Annotated in this window: 18 protein-coding genes; 8 read left to right on the top strand and 10 right to left on the bottom strand. The window is 68.1% G+C overall.

The features are described from left to right. Window positions 1–219: 219 nt before the first annotated feature. The 4 genes from GBG68_RS13245 to GBG68_RS13230 all read right to left on the bottom strand — a co-directional run bounded on the left by GBG68_RS13245 (window position 220) and on the right by GBG68_RS13230 (window position 4,825). Window positions 220–1,065, bottom strand: coding sequence for a zinc-dependent peptidase (locus GBG68_RS13245; protein WP_152148144.1), 846 nt, complete (start codon window positions 1,063–1,065; stop codon window positions 220–222). A gap of 47 nt (window positions 1,066–1,112) precedes the next feature. Then, window positions 1,113–2,054 carry an AEC family transporter gene (locus GBG68_RS13240; protein ID WP_226801802.1) on the bottom strand — a complete coding sequence of 314 codons (942 nt, stop codon included), beginning with the start codon at window positions 2,052–2,054 and terminating at the stop codon, window positions 1,113–1,115. A 104-nt stretch (window positions 2,055–2,158) separates the two neighbouring features. Beyond that, complete coding sequence (locus GBG68_RS13235; protein ID WP_152148142.1) at window positions 2,159–3,424, bottom strand: aspartate aminotransferase family protein; 1,266 nt, start codon at window positions 3,422–3,424, stop codon at window positions 2,159–2,161. Window positions 3,425–3,667: 243 nt separating this feature from the next. Then, complete coding sequence (locus GBG68_RS13230; protein ID WP_152148140.1) at window positions 3,668–4,825, bottom strand: isocitrate/isopropylmalate dehydrogenase family protein; 1,158 nt, start codon at window positions 4,823–4,825, stop codon at window positions 3,668–3,670. Between the two features lie 55 nt (window positions 4,826–4,880). Here GBG68_RS13230 and GBG68_RS13225 point away from each other — a divergent pair, with 55 nt between their 5' ends. The 4 genes from GBG68_RS13225 (at window position 4,881) to GBG68_RS13210 (ending at window position 7,834) form a co-directional block, all read left to right on the top strand. Continuing rightward, a complete protein-coding gene (locus GBG68_RS13225) occupies window positions 4,881–5,945 on the top strand; it encodes a saccharopine dehydrogenase family protein (protein ID WP_152148139.1) in 1,065 nt (354 codons plus the stop codon). A gap of 94 nt (window positions 5,946–6,039) precedes the next feature. Beyond that, window positions 6,040–6,591, top strand: a complete 552-nt coding sequence (gene sufT / locus GBG68_RS13220) for a putative Fe-S cluster assembly protein SufT (RefSeq protein WP_152148137.1) — start codon at window positions 6,040–6,042, stop codon at window positions 6,589–6,591. Between the two features lie 88 nt (window positions 6,592–6,679). After that, window positions 6,680–7,243 (top strand): elongation factor P-like protein YeiP, encoded by a 564-nt coding sequence (gene yeiP, locus GBG68_RS13215; RefSeq protein WP_152148135.1) that lies wholly within the window; start codon window positions 6,680–6,682, stop codon window positions 7,241–7,243. 24 nt (window positions 7,244–7,267) lie between these two features. Then, complete coding sequence (locus GBG68_RS13210; protein WP_152148133.1) at window positions 7,268–7,834, top strand: ProQ/FINO family protein; 567 nt, start codon at window positions 7,268–7,270, stop codon at window positions 7,832–7,834. A gap of 11 nt (window positions 7,835–7,845) precedes the next feature. Here GBG68_RS13210 and GBG68_RS13205 read toward each other — a convergent pair whose 3' ends face one another. Next, a complete protein-coding gene (locus tag GBG68_RS13205) occupies window positions 7,846–8,031 on the bottom strand; it encodes a hypothetical protein (protein ID WP_152148130.1) in 186 nt (61 codons plus the stop codon). Between the two features lie 21 nt (window positions 8,032–8,052). Between GBG68_RS13205 and GBG68_RS13200 the strand changes: the two genes are divergently transcribed. Continuing rightward, window positions 8,053–8,991, top strand: a complete 939-nt coding sequence (locus tag GBG68_RS13200; RefSeq protein ID WP_152148129.1) for a rhodanese-related sulfurtransferase — start codon at window positions 8,053–8,055, stop codon at window positions 8,989–8,991. 56 nt (window positions 8,992–9,047) lie between these two features. On the opposite strand, the gene GBG68_RS13195 is transcribed toward GBG68_RS13200, so the two are convergent. From GBG68_RS13195 to GBG68_RS13185, 3 genes are all read right to left on the bottom strand, one after another. Then, entirely contained in the window at window positions 9,048–9,518 is a 471-nt protein-coding gene (locus GBG68_RS13195) for an LEA type 2 family protein (RefSeq protein WP_152148127.1), read from the bottom strand. Between the two features lie 20 nt (window positions 9,519–9,538). Further along, on the bottom strand, window positions 9,539–9,895 hold the full coding sequence (locus tag GBG68_RS13190) for a hypothetical protein (protein WP_152148125.1): 357 nt from the start codon (window positions 9,893–9,895) through the stop codon (window positions 9,539–9,541). Between the two features lie 135 nt (window positions 9,896–10,030). After that, window positions 10,031–11,281 (bottom strand): DUF445 domain-containing protein, encoded by a 1,251-nt coding sequence (locus GBG68_RS13185; RefSeq protein WP_152148123.1) that lies wholly within the window; start codon window positions 11,279–11,281, stop codon window positions 10,031–10,033. Window positions 11,282–11,380: 99 nt separating this feature from the next. Here GBG68_RS13185 and GBG68_RS13180 point away from each other — a divergent pair, with 99 nt between their 5' ends. Further along, window positions 11,381–12,385: an alpha/beta hydrolase gene (locus GBG68_RS13180; RefSeq protein ID WP_152148121.1), complete on the top strand. Its 1,005-nt coding sequence runs from the start codon at window positions 11,381–11,383 to the stop codon at window positions 12,383–12,385. Window positions 12,386–12,578: 193 nt separating this feature from the next. Here the strand turns inward: GBG68_RS13180 and GBG68_RS13175 are convergent, their stop codons facing one another. After that, a complete protein-coding gene (locus GBG68_RS13175) occupies window positions 12,579–13,439 on the bottom strand; it encodes a DMT family transporter (RefSeq protein WP_152148119.1) in 861 nt (286 codons plus the stop codon). 66 nt (window positions 13,440–13,505) lie between these two features. Further along, window positions 13,506–13,733: an EF-hand domain-containing protein gene (locus tag GBG68_RS13170; protein ID WP_152148118.1), complete on the bottom strand. Its 228-nt coding sequence runs from the start codon at window positions 13,731–13,733 to the stop codon at window positions 13,506–13,508. A 153-nt stretch (window positions 13,734–13,886) separates the two neighbouring features. On the opposite strand from GBG68_RS13170, the gene thiI reads away from it, so the two are divergent. Both thiI and GBG68_RS13160 read left to right on the top strand, forming a co-directional pair. Beyond that, the gene (thiI, locus tag GBG68_RS13165; RefSeq protein ID WP_152148116.1) at window positions 13,887–15,119 is read left to right on the top strand and encodes a tRNA uracil 4-sulfurtransferase ThiI; all 1,233 of its coding nucleotides are present in this window, start codon (window positions 13,887–13,889) and stop codon (window positions 15,117–15,119) included. Between the two features lie 83 nt (window positions 15,120–15,202). Then, entirely contained in the window at window positions 15,203–16,495 is a 1,293-nt protein-coding gene (locus tag GBG68_RS13160) for an ATP-grasp domain-containing protein (RefSeq protein WP_152148114.1), read from the top strand. Window positions 16,496–16,529: the final 34 nt, after the last annotated feature.

Below are 16,529 nucleotides of genomic sequence, written 5' to 3'. Positions count from 1 at the left end.
CCGGAACCGGAACCGGAACCGGAACCGGAACCGGCGCCGGCGCCGGCGCCGGCGCCAGCACCAGCACCAGCACCAGCACCAGCACCAGCACCAGCACCAGCACCAGCACCAGCACCAGCACCAGCACCAGCACCAGCACCAGCACCAGCACCACAAACCTCGCCACAGGGCCCGCTCCCCGGACCGGCGCTTTCCCGCAAAAGCGCAAGGAACCTTTTTTCAGCGGTGGGCGTCCAGAAGCGGCTGCCACTCCCGCGGGTCCAGCGCGAAATACTCCGTCAGCAAGGTGTACAGCGGCGGGTTCTCCGCGGCCAGCGGGTGCGGTTGCTCGAAGAAAGTCTCCACCAGCACGGCGAAGAATTCCGCCGGATCGGTGGCCGCATAAGGGTCCAGCAGCGTCGGCTCGCCCGCCTGCAACTGCCGCTGCAAATCCTCCCAAGCCTCGCTGAACAGCGCCCCCCAGCGCCGATACATACCGCTCTCGGGCAACACCGGCAAGCCGTCGGCCAGGCCGTCATCGTGGTCCAGCTGATGGGCGAACTCGTGCAGCACCACATTGTGGGCGTCGTCCGGCTCGGCCAGGTCCGCCGCCACCTGCTCCCAGCCCAGCACCACCTGGCCGCCCTCCCAGGATTCTCCCAGGCGGGCCTCCTGACCGCTGCTCACCACACCCGCCTCGTCCCAATGTTCGGTATCCGCCAGATAAGCCGCGGGGTAGAGCAGAATGCTGTGCAGCGCCGGATACGGCGGCAGCGGACGATGCGCCACCAGCAGGCAGGCCTGGGCGGCGATCAGCAGCGGCATCTCCTCGCTCATCTCCAGGCCCGCGCAGGGAATGAAATTCTTCTCGGCGAGGAACAGCCGCAGCCGCTCCCGCAGGCGCTGGCGCAGGGCCTCCGGCAGGCGCCGGTACATCAGCCAGCGCGCCATCAGCACGCGCTCCCAATCCGGCGGGAACGGCGCAGCGGCAATCCGCCGATGTCGCCAGCGACGCCAGCAACCCAGCAGCCCCCCGAACAAAAGCCCCAGGGGCAGAAGCGCCAGTACCAGCCAGACCGCTGTCATGCGTGAACCCCCAATTCAGTACAGGCCCTCTAAAGCGCCCGCCCTGTTCAGGCGTTGCCGTGGAACCAGGACAGTACCGCCGAGAGAGTGATGATGGCTATGGCGGTGGACACCAGAATATTGGTGGAGGCCTGCGCCGGGCGCACATCGTAGCGCTGGGCCAGCACATACACATTCGCCGCCACCGGGAGCGCCGCCTGCACGGTGAGCACCGCCACGAACAGCGGCGAGAGCTGGAAGACCTGGCTGGCCGCGAACCAGACCAGCAGGGGGTGCAGCAACAGACTTGCCGCGGAAATCGTCAGAGCCTCGTTCATGCCCTGGGTCAACGGCCGGCGGGCCAGCGTCGCCCCCAGGGCGAACAGCGCGCAGGGCCCGGCGGCATTGCCGAGCAGATTGGCATAACTGTTCACGGGCCCGGGCAGGCGCCAACTCAGGGCCGCCATGATCAGACCCAGGAAGCTGGCGATGATCAGCGGATTGCGGATCAGGCCACCGAAGACGATGCGCACCACCCGCAAGGCGCTGCCGCCGCGCCCTTGGTCCGCTTCCACGATACCCACCGTCAGGCCGATCATCACCACGGTGTCCACCACCACCACCATCACCGCCGGCAGCGCCGCCGCATCGCCGAAAGCCATGATCGCCAGCGGCAGGCCGACGAAACCCACATTCGCGAAGGTCGCGGCCAGGCTCCGCAGGGCCTGCACCGACACGCTGGCGGGTGCCAGCCAGCGCCCCAGCAGAAAAACGCCAAAGAACAACAGCAGGCTGGGACCGTAGTAGGCGGCCACCACCTTGGGGTCCAGCAGGGCGCCTATGGACGATTCGGACACTTTCACCAGCAGCAGCGCCGGCAGCGCGAAATAGAACACGAAAGCGTTCAGACCCTGGATGGCGGGCACCGGCAGCAGACTGCTGCGGCCCGCGGCGTAGCCGGTGGCGATCAGGGCGAAGAAAGGCAGGGCAATGTTGAAAACGGCGTACACGGGTGGCTGTCCGGGCTAAAAGCCGGCAACAATAGCAAAGGTGGGGGCATTCACCACTACCCCGGGCCTGTTCCGGTGGCGCGAGACCTGGCGCCGGTCCGGGGCTAGGCCGTCGCCCGCAGCGCCTCCTCGAAGGTATCCACCGCCTGATCGATCTGCTCGCGATTGACGATCAGCGGCGGCAGCCAGCGCACGATCTGCCCGCCGTAGGCACCGCAGCGGATCAGCAGCAGCCCCCGCTCCTCGGCGGCCTTCAGCAGCCGCCCGGCGCGCTCGCCATCGGGCTCCCCCGCTTCGTTGACGATCACGGCGCCCTGCATCAGCCCCTGGCCACGTACATTGCCGATGCAGGCATGGCGCTCTTCCAGCACATCCAGCCGAGCGCGCAGATACGCGCCCTGTTCGGCGGCGTTCTCCACCAGGCCCTCGTCGCGGATCACGTCCAGGGTCGCCAGCGCCGCCGCGCAGGCCACCGCGTTGCCGCCGTAGGTGCCGCCCTGGGAGCCCGGCCAGCCCTTGGCCATCAGCGCCTCCGGCGCGCCCATCACCGAGAGTGGAAAACCGCTGGCCAGGCCCTTGGCGGTGACCAGCACGTCCGGGCGCACGCCGTAGTGTTCATGCCCCCAGTACCGGCCGGTACGCCCGTTGCCCGCCTGCACCTCGTCCACGATCAACAGCAGATCGTGATGGTCGCAGCGCTCGCGCAGGCCCTGCATGAAGGCCGTGTTGGCGGGCACATAGCCCGCCTCGCCCTGCACCGGCTCGATCAGCAGCGCCGCGGTCTCCTTCGGGCTGCTGATGGTGTGAAAGATATGGTCCAGCTCCCGCAGACAGAATTCGGTGGCGGTCTTCCGGTCCCAGCCGTAGCGGTAGGTATCCGGGAACGGCGCCACCACCACGCCCCCCATGGTGGGCTGCAGCCCGGCGCGCAGGCCGACGCTGGAGGTGGTCATGGACAGCGCGCCCATGGTGCGGCCGTGAAAGCCGCCGTGGAAAACGATGATATTGGGCCGGCCCGTGGCCTGGCGGGCCAGGCGCAGCGCGGCTTCCACCGCCTCGGAGCCGGCGTTGACGAAGAAGAAGCTGTCGATGCCCTCGGGCGTGAGCTCACCCAGGCGCTCGCAGAGCCGCAGCGCGTTGGGGTGCTTGACGATGGCGTACTGGCCGTGGATCAGCCGCGCGGCCTGGGCCTGCACGGCCTCCACCACCCGCGGGTGGCAATGCCCGGTGCTGGTCACGCCGATGCCGGAGGTGAAATCCAGGTACCGCTTGTCCTGCTCGTCGAACAGGTACATCCCCTCCCCTCGGGCCGCTGTGATGCCACTGGACTGCTGCAACAAGGGCGAGAGATGACCGGCCTGTTGACTCATGCTGACCTCCGGAGGGCTTTGTTACAGGGACACCTTGAGGGTGGACGGCATAAGGCGCTTGTGCAAGGGCAAGCGTGCGCCCTCGCCGCGTGGCCGCAATGTGGCCGCAGACGGATTCCAGGTTCTCCCCCCGCTCTACGCCCGCCCAGCCGGACACGGCGGCCGCCACCGACACTCATGCCCGACTTCTCGTGTTGCCCGAATCGCCCAAGTATGGGTGGTTTGTCCTTACACGCGATGAGCTCACAAACGAGCCAGAACCGCCTCCCCCACCTGCGCCGTGCTGCGCCGCGTATCCCCCGAGGCCACCAGATCCGCCTCCACCGCCGCCCGCAGCCGGCGTCCGGCTTCCGCCGCCGCCGGGTCTTCCTCGCCCATCCAGTCCAGCATCATCGCCGCGGTGAGCAGCATCGCCGCCGGCCCCGCCAGGCCCTTGCCGGCGATATCCGGCGCACTGCCGTGGGTGGGCTCGAACATGGGCGGGCTGCGGCGATCATCGGGCTTGATGTTGCTCGATGGGGCGATACCCATCCCCCCGGCGAGCACCGCCGCCAGGTCGGTGAGGATATCCCCCTGCAGATTGCTCGCCGCCACCACATCGAACTGCCAGGGGGCGGTGACGAATTTCATGCAGGCCGCATCCACCAGCTCATGGTGTGTGGCCACATCCGGATAGTCCGCCGCCACCTCGGCGAACACTTCGGTGTACATCTCGCCCCAGTGACGCAGGGCGTTGCGCTTGGTGATCAGGCACACCCGTGCGCGGGCCTCGCCGCCGCCGGGCAGCGGGAAGCGCCGATCACCACGACGGCCCTGCTCGCGCTCGGCGGCACGCTGGCGGGCCCGGGCAAAGGCATGGTGGAACAAGCGCTCGGCGGCGTGGCGGGTAAACACCTCGACCTGGGTGACGATCTCGCGCGAGGTGCCGGCGGCGAGCCGCCCGCCCTGGCCCACATACTCGCCCTCGCTGTTCTCGCGCAGCACCAGCATGTCGATCTGCCGCGCTCGCGGGTCGGCCAGATACTGCGGCGCGCCGTCGAGCAGGATGGCGGGGCGCTCGCAGGCCCACTGGTCGAAACCCTTGCGGATTTCCAGCAAAGGCGCCAATGACACCGCATCGGGCAACACATAGCGCTGCGGATCGTTCGCCGGCCCCGGATCCCCCAAGGCGCCCAGCAGCAAGACATCGAAGGCGGCCAATTGGTCCAGCCCATCCTGGGGCATCATCTCGCCGTGCTCGCGGTGCCAGGCCGTGGACGGCCAGGGCAATTCCACCAGGTCCAGCACCGGCCCGCCGGACTCGGCCAGGGCCCGTAAGGCGTTTACCGTGACAGCCATGACCTCCGGGCCTATACCGTCTCCGGGCAGCACCGCCACCCGCCATTGCCGTCGCGCTGTCATGGCCCACCTCCGCTGCGATTTGAAGGACGGCCGCGCCGCCCTCACTCGAGTGCTAATGGAAAACGCCCGCTGGATGATCTACGGGGCCTATGGCTATACCGGTCGCTTGATCGTGGCCGAGGCCCACCGTCGCGGCCTGAACCCGGTGATCGCCGGGCGCGACCGGGAGCGGCTGCGCCTGCTTGCCCGGGAGTATGGCTGCGAGCAACGCGCCTTCGAGATCGACCATGCCCGAGGCGTGAAGGCACACCTCAAGGGCATGGAGCTGGTGCTGCTCTGCGCCGGCCCCTTCTCGGCCACCGCCAGCCACGTCATCAAGGCCTGTCTTGCCCGCGAAGCCCATTATCTGGACATTACCGGCGAAATCCCCGTGTTCCAAGACGCCCATGCCCACCACCGCCTCGCCCGCCAGGCCGGCGTCGTGCTCTGCCCCGGCGTGGGCTTCGATGTGGTGCCCACCGATTGTCTGGCGCTCACCCTCAAGCACGCCCTGCCGGAGGCTGACCGCCTGGCGCTGGGCTTCGAGAGTGCTTCACCGCTCGCCCCGGGCACGGCCAAGAGCCTGGTGGAAATGCTCGCTCAAGGCGGCCGGCGCTGTCGCGACAGCGAGATCCGCGCCGCGCCGCTTGCCCGCCGCGCCCGGGACATAGACTTCGGCAATGGCACGCGCCATGCGGTCAGCCTGCCCTGGGCGGATCTGTTCAGCGCCCACCACAGCACCGGCATTCCGGACATCGAAGTGTTCCTGCCCCTGCAGCGCCGCCAGGCCTGGCGTTTGAAGATGCTCGCCGCCCTGCGCCCGATGCTCGGCCTGCGGCCCCTGCAGCAGGGGCTGCAGCGCATGATCGCCCGCCGCGTTCACGGGCCCAGCCCCGCCGAGCGCGCCGCCAGCCCCAGCTTTGTCTGGGGCGAGGCCCGGGCCGCCGATGGTCAGCGCAAGACCGCGCGCATCCGCACCGCCAATGTCTACGACCTCAGTGCCTACGTGGCCGTGGACATCGCCGCCCATGTGCTGTGCAAGGCCGCCCCAGCCGGTTTCACCACCCCCGGGCTGCTGATGGGTGCCGACTACATCACCCGCCTGCCCGGCAGTGGCGTGCTGGAATTGATCCGCAACTGACCCCCGCACCCCGCAGCCCCAATAGCGCTATCCCCCGCGGCGCTGTTAGAATGGGACCAAATCGGTACTGTTTATTTCTATGCGGAGGCGAGGCATGTATCAGCCCAAAGGCGAGGCGGTGACTTTCGAGCGCGACTGCGAGGCGGTACTCATCCCCGCCGGCGACTCGGGCATCGTTCCCAAGGGTGCCGAAGGCGTAATCACCCAGGCTTTGGGCGGCAGCTTCACGGTCTACATCCAGGGAAATCTGTTTCGCATCGCCGGCCAGGATGCCGACGCCCTGGGCAAGGAGCCCGTAGCGCCGCCGGCGCTGCCGGAGAACGCCACCGACCAGGACGTGGAGCAAATCGTCTGGCAGCAACTGCACACTTGCTACGACCCGGAAATCCCCGTGGACATCGTCGAGCTGGGCCTGGTGTATCGCTGCGAAATCAAGACCCTGGAGGGCGGTGGCCGGCGAGTCGAGGTGGACATGACCCTCACCGCCCCGGGCTGCGGCATGGGCGACATCATCGCCGATGATGCCCGCAGCAAGATCCTGCTCATTCCCACCGTGGAGGAGGCGGCGGTGGAGGTGGTCTTCGACCCGCCCTGGAGCTTCGAGATGATGTCGGACGCCGCCAAGCTGCAGACCGGCATGATGTAGACCGGCGTCGGCGTGCTTCCCGGGAGGCGCGCCGGGCCAAGCTGGTCTACAATCCCCGCACCCAGGACACCCGGAACCCCGAACGACGATGAAAGCGGCTGACATCAAACGCGGCAGCGTGGTGGAAATCGACGGCCAGATCCATGTGGCCGAGCAGCTGGAGGCGAAAAGCCCCTCCTCCCGCGGCGCCTCCACCCTGTACAAGATCCGCTTCCGCAACGTGCAGACCGGCCAGAAGCTGGACCGCAGCCTCAAGGGTGACGAGCAACTCAAGGACGCCGACCTGCAGCGCCGCGCCGTGCAGTTCTCGTACCGCGACGGCGAGCACTGCGTGTTCATGGACCAGGAGGACTTCAGCCAGTACAGCCTGTCCGAGGCCGAGCTGGACGGCCAGCAGGATTATCTGAGCGAAGGGCTGGAAGGCATCATGGTGCTGATCGCCGATGACAAGCCCATCGGCATCGAACTGCCCCAGTCGGTGACCCTGGAGATCATCGACACCGCCCCTGCCCTGAAAGGCGCCACCGCCGCCGGCCGTACCAAGCCCGCGCGTCTGGGCACCGGCCTGGAAGTCCAGGTGCCCGAGTATCTGGGCGCCGGCGAGAGCATCAAGATCAACACCGAAACCGGTCGTTTCATGTCCCGCGCCTGAGGCGCCCGCCCCGAGAGCCCCATCATGAGTCAAAGCGATACCCAAAAGCGCAAGCGCGCCGAACGTACCCGCGAATTCCTGGGCCAGCTGGCCGAGCGTTATCCGCAGACCTTCACCCGGGACCGGGCCGCGTTGCGCCCCCTGGCCATCGGCATCCAGAAGGAACTGCGCGCCGCCCTGGACGCGGACGAGGCGCTGAAGGACACCCCCAACTGGCTGATTCGCCAGGCGCTCGCCCTGTACACCCGCTCCATGTCGTACAGGGAAGCGATCATCGAGGGACGGCCGCGCATCGACCTCCAGGGCGAGGCCGCCGGCGAGATCAGCGACGCGGACAAGCAGCACGCCCAGAGCGAGCTGGACAAGCAGAAAGAGCTGCGCGCGGCCCGGCAGGCCGAGCGTCAGGCGGAACGCAAGGCACAGCAGCGCAAGGCTCGCCAGGAAAAGCCCTCCCGCGGCAAGCGCGAACCCCGGCCCTCACGCCCGCGGCACAACGCCGGCGGCGCCCGCCCCGCGGCCGACACCGGCCCCGCGGGCGAGCCTACCCTGAGCAAGCTCGAGCAGCTGGCCGCCAAGTTCAACCAGCGCTGAGCCGGGCGGTGCTATCGCGGTTTGTGATGCACCGTCTTGCAGCGTATGCACTGCAGCACGCTCACCAGCCGGCCCAGGCGCACATCGAACTTGTGCGCCTGCAGCACACGCCATTCGTGCCGGCCGCCGATACAGCTCGGCGGCAGTACCCCGCGGCGCGGCAGGCGACCCCGCTGAAACGGTATGACCTCACCCATCGTCCCTGACCCTCCGAGTCCATGCCCGAAACACATATAGAAACCTTCTACCAGTTCGCCGAGCTGCCGGAGTACCGCCAATGGCAGGCACCGCTGCGGGCACTGTGCGACGACTGGGGGCTCAAGGGCACCATCCTGCTCGCCGCCGAAGGCATCAACGCCACCCTGGCCGGCAGCCGGCAGGGCACCCGGGCCGTGCTGAAGTATTTGCGGGCGGACCCGCGCTTTGCCCATATGCCGAGCAAACATTCCACCGCCGAGCAGCCGCCGTTTCTGCGCATGAAGGTGCGCCTGAAGCGCGAGATCGTCACCCTGGGCCGGGAGGAGGCGAATCCGGCCAGGGCCGTGGGCCGCTATGTGAAGCCCCGGGCGTGGAATGCCCTGCTGCAGGATCCGGACGTGTTGGTGCTGGACACCCGTAACGACTACGAGGTGCGCATCGGCAGCTTCCACCGGGCACAGGACCCGAAACTGGACCACTTCCGCCAGTTCCCCGACTACGTGGCCGAGCAGCTGGACCCCGGCCGCCACCGCAAGGTGGCCATGTTCTGCACCGGTGGCATTCGCTGCGAGAAAGCCAGCAGCTACATGCTGGCCCAGGGCTTCGAGGAGGTCTACCAGCTGGAAGGCGGAATTCTCAAGTACCTGGAAGAAGTACCCGAAGGCGAGAGCCTTTGGCAGGGCGAGTGCTTCGTCTTCGATGACCGGGTCAGCGTGGGCCAGGGGCTCTCACCGGGGGAGCACCGCCTGTGCCGAGGCTGCCGCGCGCCCCTCTGCGCCGCCGACCGAACGCACCCGCACTACCGCGAAGGCGTGCAATGCCCGCACTGCGCCGGGCGCTACCCCCCCGAGCATTACCGCCGCGCGGAAGAGCGCTGGAAGCAGGTGCAGTTGGCGGAACGGGGGCGCCGCGCGCACTTGGGTGGCGAGGCCAGCTTGCCGGAAGCAGAGGCGGAATAAACGGGAAAAGGCTTGTCACGGGTCGGGGTCGGCCTGATTTTCAGGCCCCGCCGGCTTCAACGTCCTTCCCCCGGTGCCAGCTCTATCCGTCCGCGGTAATCGAAGGGCAGCTTCAACCAGCGCCCCTTCAACTGCGCCTCGCCGGCCAGGCGATAATCCACGCCGTCCACCCCCTGCTCCGCCCAGCGCAGCATCTGCTGCCAGGCCAGCGCCAGATTGCTGCTCATCTCCACCTCCAGTACCTCTTCGCCGAAGGCGGGCACCGTCACGCCCACCGGGCTCACGCCATGGGCGAATTCGCTACCGCCCAGGTAGAGGCTGTAGCTCATGCCCTCGATGGGCAGTGCAAAGCGGTTGGGGTTCTGCACCCGCAGGCTCAGCCGGTAACGCTGCTCGAAAACCGTGGCATCCCGCAGGCTCAGATGGACCAGGCTGACGCGGGGGGACTCGGGCTGCTGCAGCAGGCGGGCACAGCCCGTCAGCATCAGGGCCAGCAACAACAGACAGAACAGGCGTCTCCCCATCATGCCGGCCTCCAATCGCCCGCTCAGGGCGCCAGGGAAAGGAAGAAGGGCATCCAGGAGAGCACGATCAACGCCACCACGATGCCGTCGGTCTTCAGTATGCGCCGGTAGCGCGCCCGTCGCCGGCCTTCCGTATCGCTCATCAGCACCCGGGCCATGAGCATGTCGAACAGGATGACCATCACCACCATGGGTGAGAGCGCCGGAATCACCCCGGTGGTGATCAGGCGCCAACCGTGGCGCACCGGCTCCACATCCGGGTCGGCGGCGAAGACCACCACCACCAGTCCCATGAACAACAAGGCCAGACGCAGGGCTCCCAGATCCCTGAGCCAGCGCTTCAAGCCGCCTTCCTCTACCACCGCGTCCACCGCGTCCACCGCGCACCCTCCGATTACCCTTGGAATGGGGCCATACTTGTACCCTAAACACCGTGCCCTGCCAAAGCCTGCCCCGGGCCTGGACAGCCCCCGCGCCGAGCAGCGGAAGGTAAATGCCTCCCCGCAGCCGCGGCGCTATAACGAATGGGTGAGCAGGAACAGTACCGCCCCCACCAGCGCCCCCACCAGGGTGCCGTTGATGCGGATGAACTGCAGATCCCGTCCCACTTCCAGCTCCATACGATGGCTGACCGTACCGGCATCCCAGCTGCCCACCACTTGACGGATCAGGGCGCTGATCTCGCCACGGAAAGGCACCACCAGGCGGCTTAGTAGCATGTCCAGGCGCTCGTTGAGCCGCTGCTGCGCGGCCTCGTCGGCGAGCAGGGTGCGCCCCAGAGACGCCAGGCTTCCCGCCAGGGATTGGCGCAGGGCACCGCGGGGGTCGCGGAATTCGGCCAGCAACATGCGCCGCAGCTCATCCCACAACGCCCCCAGGGCGGTGCGCAGCTCGGGGCTGTCCAGCACCTGCGCCTGTACCTGGGCCACGCGGGCACGCAGCGACGCCGAGTGCTCCAGCCGTTCCACCAGCTCCGCCACGGAGGCATCGAAACGGGCGCGCACCGGATGCCCCTCCTGGGCCAGCTCGCCGAGCAGCTCGTCCACCCCTTCCACCAGGGCCCGGGCCACCTTGCGATCCACGGTCGTCGGTATCCACCAGGAACTGCGAGCCGTCACTCGTTCGTAGATCTGCGTCTGGTGGTCATGCAAGAGCCGCCGGGCGATGCGCAGGCTGCGATCGAACAGCCGCTGGTGCTGCCGGCTCTCGATGAGCAGCTTCAACAATTGGCGCAGCAGCGGCAGCGGGTCAACCTCCCGCAGGCGGCTGGAGAAGGTCTCTCGGAAGAAGGCGCGCACCTCCTCGTCATCGAAGGAATTCAGCACCTCGGGGCCCAGGTCCAGTATCTGGTCCGCGGCCAGGCGGGCGCTGTCATCCCGGCGCAGCCATTGGCCCAGGCGCCGGGCCGGGTTGGCCGCGCGCAGCCGCTCGCTGACCAGCTCCGGAACCAGAAAGTGGGTCTCCACGAAGCTGCCCAGCCCCGCGCCGATGCGGTCCTTGTTGCGGGGAATGATCGCCGTATGGGGGATGGGAATGCCAAAGGGATGGCGAAACAGCGCCGTGACCGCGAACCAATCCGCGATCCCGCCCACCACGCCGGCCTCGGCGCCGGCCCGCAGCAATAACACCCAGAAACCCGGCTCGGCGGGCAGGAAGCTCGCAACGAACAACAAGGCCGCCCCCAGCAAAAACGCCGTGGCGATCCAGCGATGTCGGCGCAGCTGCGCCTGCTGGGCAAGTTCCCGGGTCGCGTCCGTCTGCATCATGCGCTGCTGCTCCTTGAAGCGTGTAGCGTCTCACATTCCTGGCGGCGCGCTCTGCCTATTCTGTGGGGCCCCACACGGCAATACAGTGAGACAGCACCCATGTACCGGCTCGGCCTGATACTGCTGGTCAGTATGCTGCTGGCGGCTTGTGGCGCGCCAACGCAGAACGGCGGCGCCAATCGGCAGGCGCTGGAGGCGCGCTTCGGCGAAGAGCGCATCCGCCTTAGCGACGGCACCCGCCTGCCCCTGCGCCGCTGGCTCCCGGCGCAGCCATCTCCGCAGGCCGTGGTGCTGGCCCTGCACGGCTTCAACGACTACAGCCGGGCCTTCCAGGGGCTGGGCCATTATCTCGCCGAACGGGGCATCGCCAGTTATGCCTATGACCAGCGCGGCTTCGGCGAGACGGCCAGCCGCGGCTTGTGGGCCGGCGGCCCGCGCATGATCGACGATGCCCGCGCTGTGCTCCTGCGCCTCCGGCAGCGTTACCCGGATACCCCGGTGTATCTGCTCGGCGAAAGCATGGGTGGCGCGGTCGCCCTGAGCGCGGCCGCCGAAGGCGAATTGCCCGCCGATGGCCTGGTGCTGCTCGCCCCCGCCGTCTGGGCGCGCCAGACCATGCCCTGGTACCAGCGCACCGCCCTGTGGGTAGCCGCGCGGGTGGCCCCCGAATGGCGGCCCAGCGGCAAGGGTCTGGGCCGGGTCGCCTCGGACAATACCGAGATGCTGCGCGGGCTGGGGCGTGACCCTCTGGTGATCAAGAAAACGCGCATCGAGGCGGTGGAGGGGCTGGCCAATCTGATGGATCGGGCCCTGGCCGCGAGCCCCGCACTGCCCTTGCCCACACTGATCCTGTATGGCGCACGGGATGACATCGTGCCCCGGCAAGCCACCTGCCGGATGCTCCGGAGCCTGCCGGGCCGCGAGGCGGTGGCCTGGCGTTTTGCCTACTACCAGGCGGGGTACCATATGCTCACCCGGGACCTGCAGGGCGAGCGGGTGATGGGCGACATCGTCGCCTGGCTGCAGGATCCCCAGGCGGCCCTGCCGTCCGGCGAGGAGGCCACCGGCAATTGGGCGGTGAGCGTATGCGGCATGGCGGTTTGAGAGCGGCGGCGGTGGCTTCCGGAGAGCCTCGATGTCGCAGCGGTTCATCGCGGCCACGGGCTGAGGCGGGCCGGCCTGATCGGGCCGTGTAGCCCGGGCAACGCCAAAGCCGGCACACCGGGGTCAGGCCCTGGCGGTGCGCCACGGCCCTCGGGGGTGTACTTTTCCCCGGAGCGGGCCTGCCCTCCGGCTCTCAGGGCGTTCCGAAGCGCCGGCCCGCCAGAAAGTAAGCCAACAGTGTTCCCACGATCAGCAGGCCGCCCAGCACCGTGTTGCCGGGCGGCTGCTCGCCCAGCGCCCACCAGACCCACAGCGGCCCCAACAGGGTCTCCAGCAACATCAGCAGACTGACTTCGGGGGCCGGCAGATAACGCGGCCCCACCGCCAGCAGCACCATCGCAAGCGGCATCTGCAACAGGCCCATCAACGCCAGCCAGCCGTAGCTTTCCGGCGGCAGGCCAAAGGGCTGCGCGAAGGGCAGCACCAACGTCATCGATACCAAGCCGCTGGCCGCCACCACCGGGACGCGTTCCAATTGCGGATAATAGCGCAGCAGCGTGAAGGTCGCCGCCAGGGTGCAGGCGGCGGTCAGCGCCGCCAGGTCTCCCCACAGCCCTCCGCTGCCCAGCGAACCGGCGAACACCACCAGCACGCCGACGAAGATCAGCGCCGCCGCCAACCAGGTACGCAGCGCCAGGCGTTCGTGCAGAAACAGCGCGCTGAACATGGCCGCGAACAGGGGCGAGGCGCTCAGGATCACCACCGTGTTGGCCACCGCGGTGTGGGTAATGGCGGTGACGAACAGCACGGTGTCCACAGCGAAGAACAAGGCCACCAGGATCACGCCGCGCCCGCCCCGAGCCTGGCGCCGCCAGCCCCGCAACCCGGCCTTGACGGTGAACCACAGGCCTAGCGAGAGCGCGATGCATAGCCCGCGCCAGAAGATTACCGTCAGCGCCGGGGCATCGGCGAGACGCACCAGCAGCGCATCGAAGCTGAGCACCAGTACGCCGCCGGCCACCAGCCGCAGCCCCAGCGTTCTGTCCTTGTCCATGAAATGCGTCCCCACGGCTCCGGAAGGCGCCCATGGTAGGCGCTCAAGCGCCGGCACTGAAGCCGATCAGTCGCCGCCCCACCAGTGGGCGAACTCGTCCAGGCTGATCCGCCCGTCGCCGTTGCGGTCGATCTCCCCGAAGGCCTGGCGCGCCACCCGGGAGTCCGCGGCCAGCGCCAGTTGGTCGGCGAAGCCCTCGAACTCGGTGGCGTCGATCAGCCCATCGCCGTCCCGGTCCGCCGCCTCGAAGGCCGCCCGCATCTCATCCCATCGTTCGCCGTCCACGCTGGCCATGGCGCTCTCCCCCGGCAGTCGTCACCGGTTCCGTCCCTGCATTCCTAACTGCGGTCTTGCGGCCCGCGCTGCAAGCCGCGCATTTGCCGTAGCAGATCAAAGGCGTTTAAATACGCACCCTTGCCACGCCCTACCGCAGCGAAACACAGCCCCATGCAAGCCAACCGCATCCTCGTCAGCTACGCCGAGATCGCCCTCAAGGGGCGTAACCGCGCCGATTTCGAGCGCGCCCTGCGCCGCCACATTCGTCAGCGCCTGCGCGCGGACGGCCTGGACTGGCCGGTGCGCCAGAGCCACCAGCGCATCTACGTGGAAGTGCCGCCGGCCCAGGCCGCCCGCACCGAGGAAGTCCTCGAGCTGCTGGGCCAGGTAGCGGGCATCGCCAATTACACCCCGGTGATCTCCCTGTCGGCGAAACGCACCGGCCAGGCGGAAGGCCTGCCCAGCATAGAGCCCGCCGCCGAGATCCTGCTGGAGATCGCCCGTCGCCAGTACCGCGAGGGGCTGCGCTTTGCCGTGCGGGTGAACCGCGCCGACAAGCGTTTTCCCGGCAAATCCGACGAGCTGGGCCGGGAGCTGGGGGCGCGCATCCTGCAGCACACCGACTGGTCCCAGGTGAGCCTGAGCAAGCCGGACGTGACCTTCCGGGTGGATATCTACTCCCAGGGCATGTTCGTCTACGCCGAGAAGCACCCGGGCATGGGTGGGCTGCCGGTGGGCACCACGGGCCACGCGCTGGCCCTGCTCTCCGGCGGCATCGATTCGCCGGTGGCGGCCTGGACGCTGTTCAAGCGCGGCTGCCGGCTGGATTTCATGCACATGACCGCCAGCCCCGCCCAGCAGAAACTCGAGAGCAACAGCGTGGTCATGCAACTGGCGCGGCAATTGTCCCGGTACGGCCTGCGCTGCCGCCTGCACCTGCTGCCCTACACCCATTTCGACCTGGGCCTGATGGGCCACAACAGCGGCTACGACGTGGTGATGTTCCGCCGCTTCATGTTCCGCACCGCCCAGGCCCTGGCCGAGCGCATCGGCGCGGCGGCGCTGGTGGCCGGCGACAGCCTGGGCCAGGTGGCTTCCCAGACCCTGGAGAATATGGTCAGCTCCTCCCGGGCGCTGGAGATGCCGATCCTGCGCCCGCTGGTGGGCCTGGACAAGAACGAGATCATCGACATCGCCCGGCGCATCGGCACCTACGAGACCTCCATCCAGCCCTACAAGGACTGCTGCGCGCTGCTCAGCGGCCAGCCCAAGACCCGTTCCAGCCACGAAGTCCTGGAGCGCATGGAGCGGGAGATCTTCCCCGACTACCCGAAGCTGATCGAGGACACCCTGGCGGAGATGGTCACCATCAAGTATTTCGCCGGCAAGGCGGTCACCGAATAGGCGGACCATCCCTTGCAAGCCGTCCCGGCGCCCTTATTTTCTGGTGGCAAGCGAAGACGCTTGTCCACCGAAGGACGCCGGGGATGCCCAGGAATGTTTTCGTACTCGGCATGCGCGACTGGCAGCGCGCCGAACTGGAAAGCATCGATCACGCCGAGGAGCACCGCTTCCACGGCCTTCTTGATCATCAGACCCTGGTCTGCAGCCACGCCCCCTTCGATGAGCTGCTGGCCGCCTGCCGCGCCCATCTCGCCGCCTTCCGCGGCGCCATCGACGCGGTAATCTGCCACTGGGACTACCCCTCCAGCTGCCTTGCCCCGGTGCTGGCCGCCGATTACGGCCTGCCCGGCCCCAGCCTGGAGGCGGTGCTGCGCTGCGAGCACAAGTATTGGGCGCGGCTGGAGCAACTCAAGGCCGTGCCCGAGTGCGTCCCCGCCTTCCAGGCCCTCAACCCCTTCGACCCGCATGCCGCCGACAAGCTGGTACTGAACTACCCCTTCTGGCTCAAGCCGGTGAAAGGCTTCTCCTCGCAACTGGGCTTCCACATCGAAAGCCGCCACCAGCTGGAAGAGGCCCTGGGCAGGACCCGCGCGCACATCGCCACCCTGGGCAGGCCCTTCAACCAGACCCTTGCCCTGGCCGATCTGCCCAAGCGGGTGGCGCGCGTCGATGGCCTGTACTGCCTGGCGGAGAGTTTCATGAGTGGCGTGCAGGCCGCCCCGGAAGGCTATGCCCGGAATGGGCAGGTGTTCATCCACGGCATCATTGACATGCTCAAGGACCCCGCCGGGCACAGCTTCACCGAATACCGCTATCCATCCCGGCTGCCCGAGACCATTCAGGCGCACATGATCGACGTGTGCAAGCGGCTCATCGCCGCCATCGGCTTCGACCAGGGCTGCTTCAACGTGGAGTTCCTCTGGGACGAGGCACGGGACAAGCTCTGGCTGGTGGAGGTGAACCCCCGCATATCCCAGTCCCACAGCGATCTGTTTCTCAAGGTGGACGGCATGTCCAATCACGAGATCGCCGTCGCCGTGGCCCTGGGGCGCGCGCCCCGTTTCCGCCGCGCCGGCGGGCGCTACAAGGCCGCGGGCATGTTCATGCTGAACAAGTACGGCGATGCGGAGATCCTGCGCGTACCGCACCCGGAGGAACTGGAAGCCCTCGCCCGGGAATTCCCGGACGCCCACCTGATGCTCGAGGCCCGCGAGGGCATACGCCTGTCCGAGCTGCCCAATCAGGATGCCTACCGCTACGTGGTGGGCGAGGCCAGCATAGGCGGCGAGGACGATGCCGATCTGCAGGCCAAATTCCAGCGACTGCTCGCCCGTGCGCCCTTCGAGTTCAGCGACCACCGCCCGCTCAACCAATAACGGGCTCGACTCCCGCCCCACGCATCCCCACTTA

Origin of the sequence: Alkalilimnicola sp. S0819 (assembly GCF_009295635.1) — a bacterium.
GTDB lineage: Bacteria > Pseudomonadota > Gammaproteobacteria > Nitrococcales > WHIW01 > S0819.
This window is presented reverse-complemented; position numbering and strand designations above follow the sequence as displayed.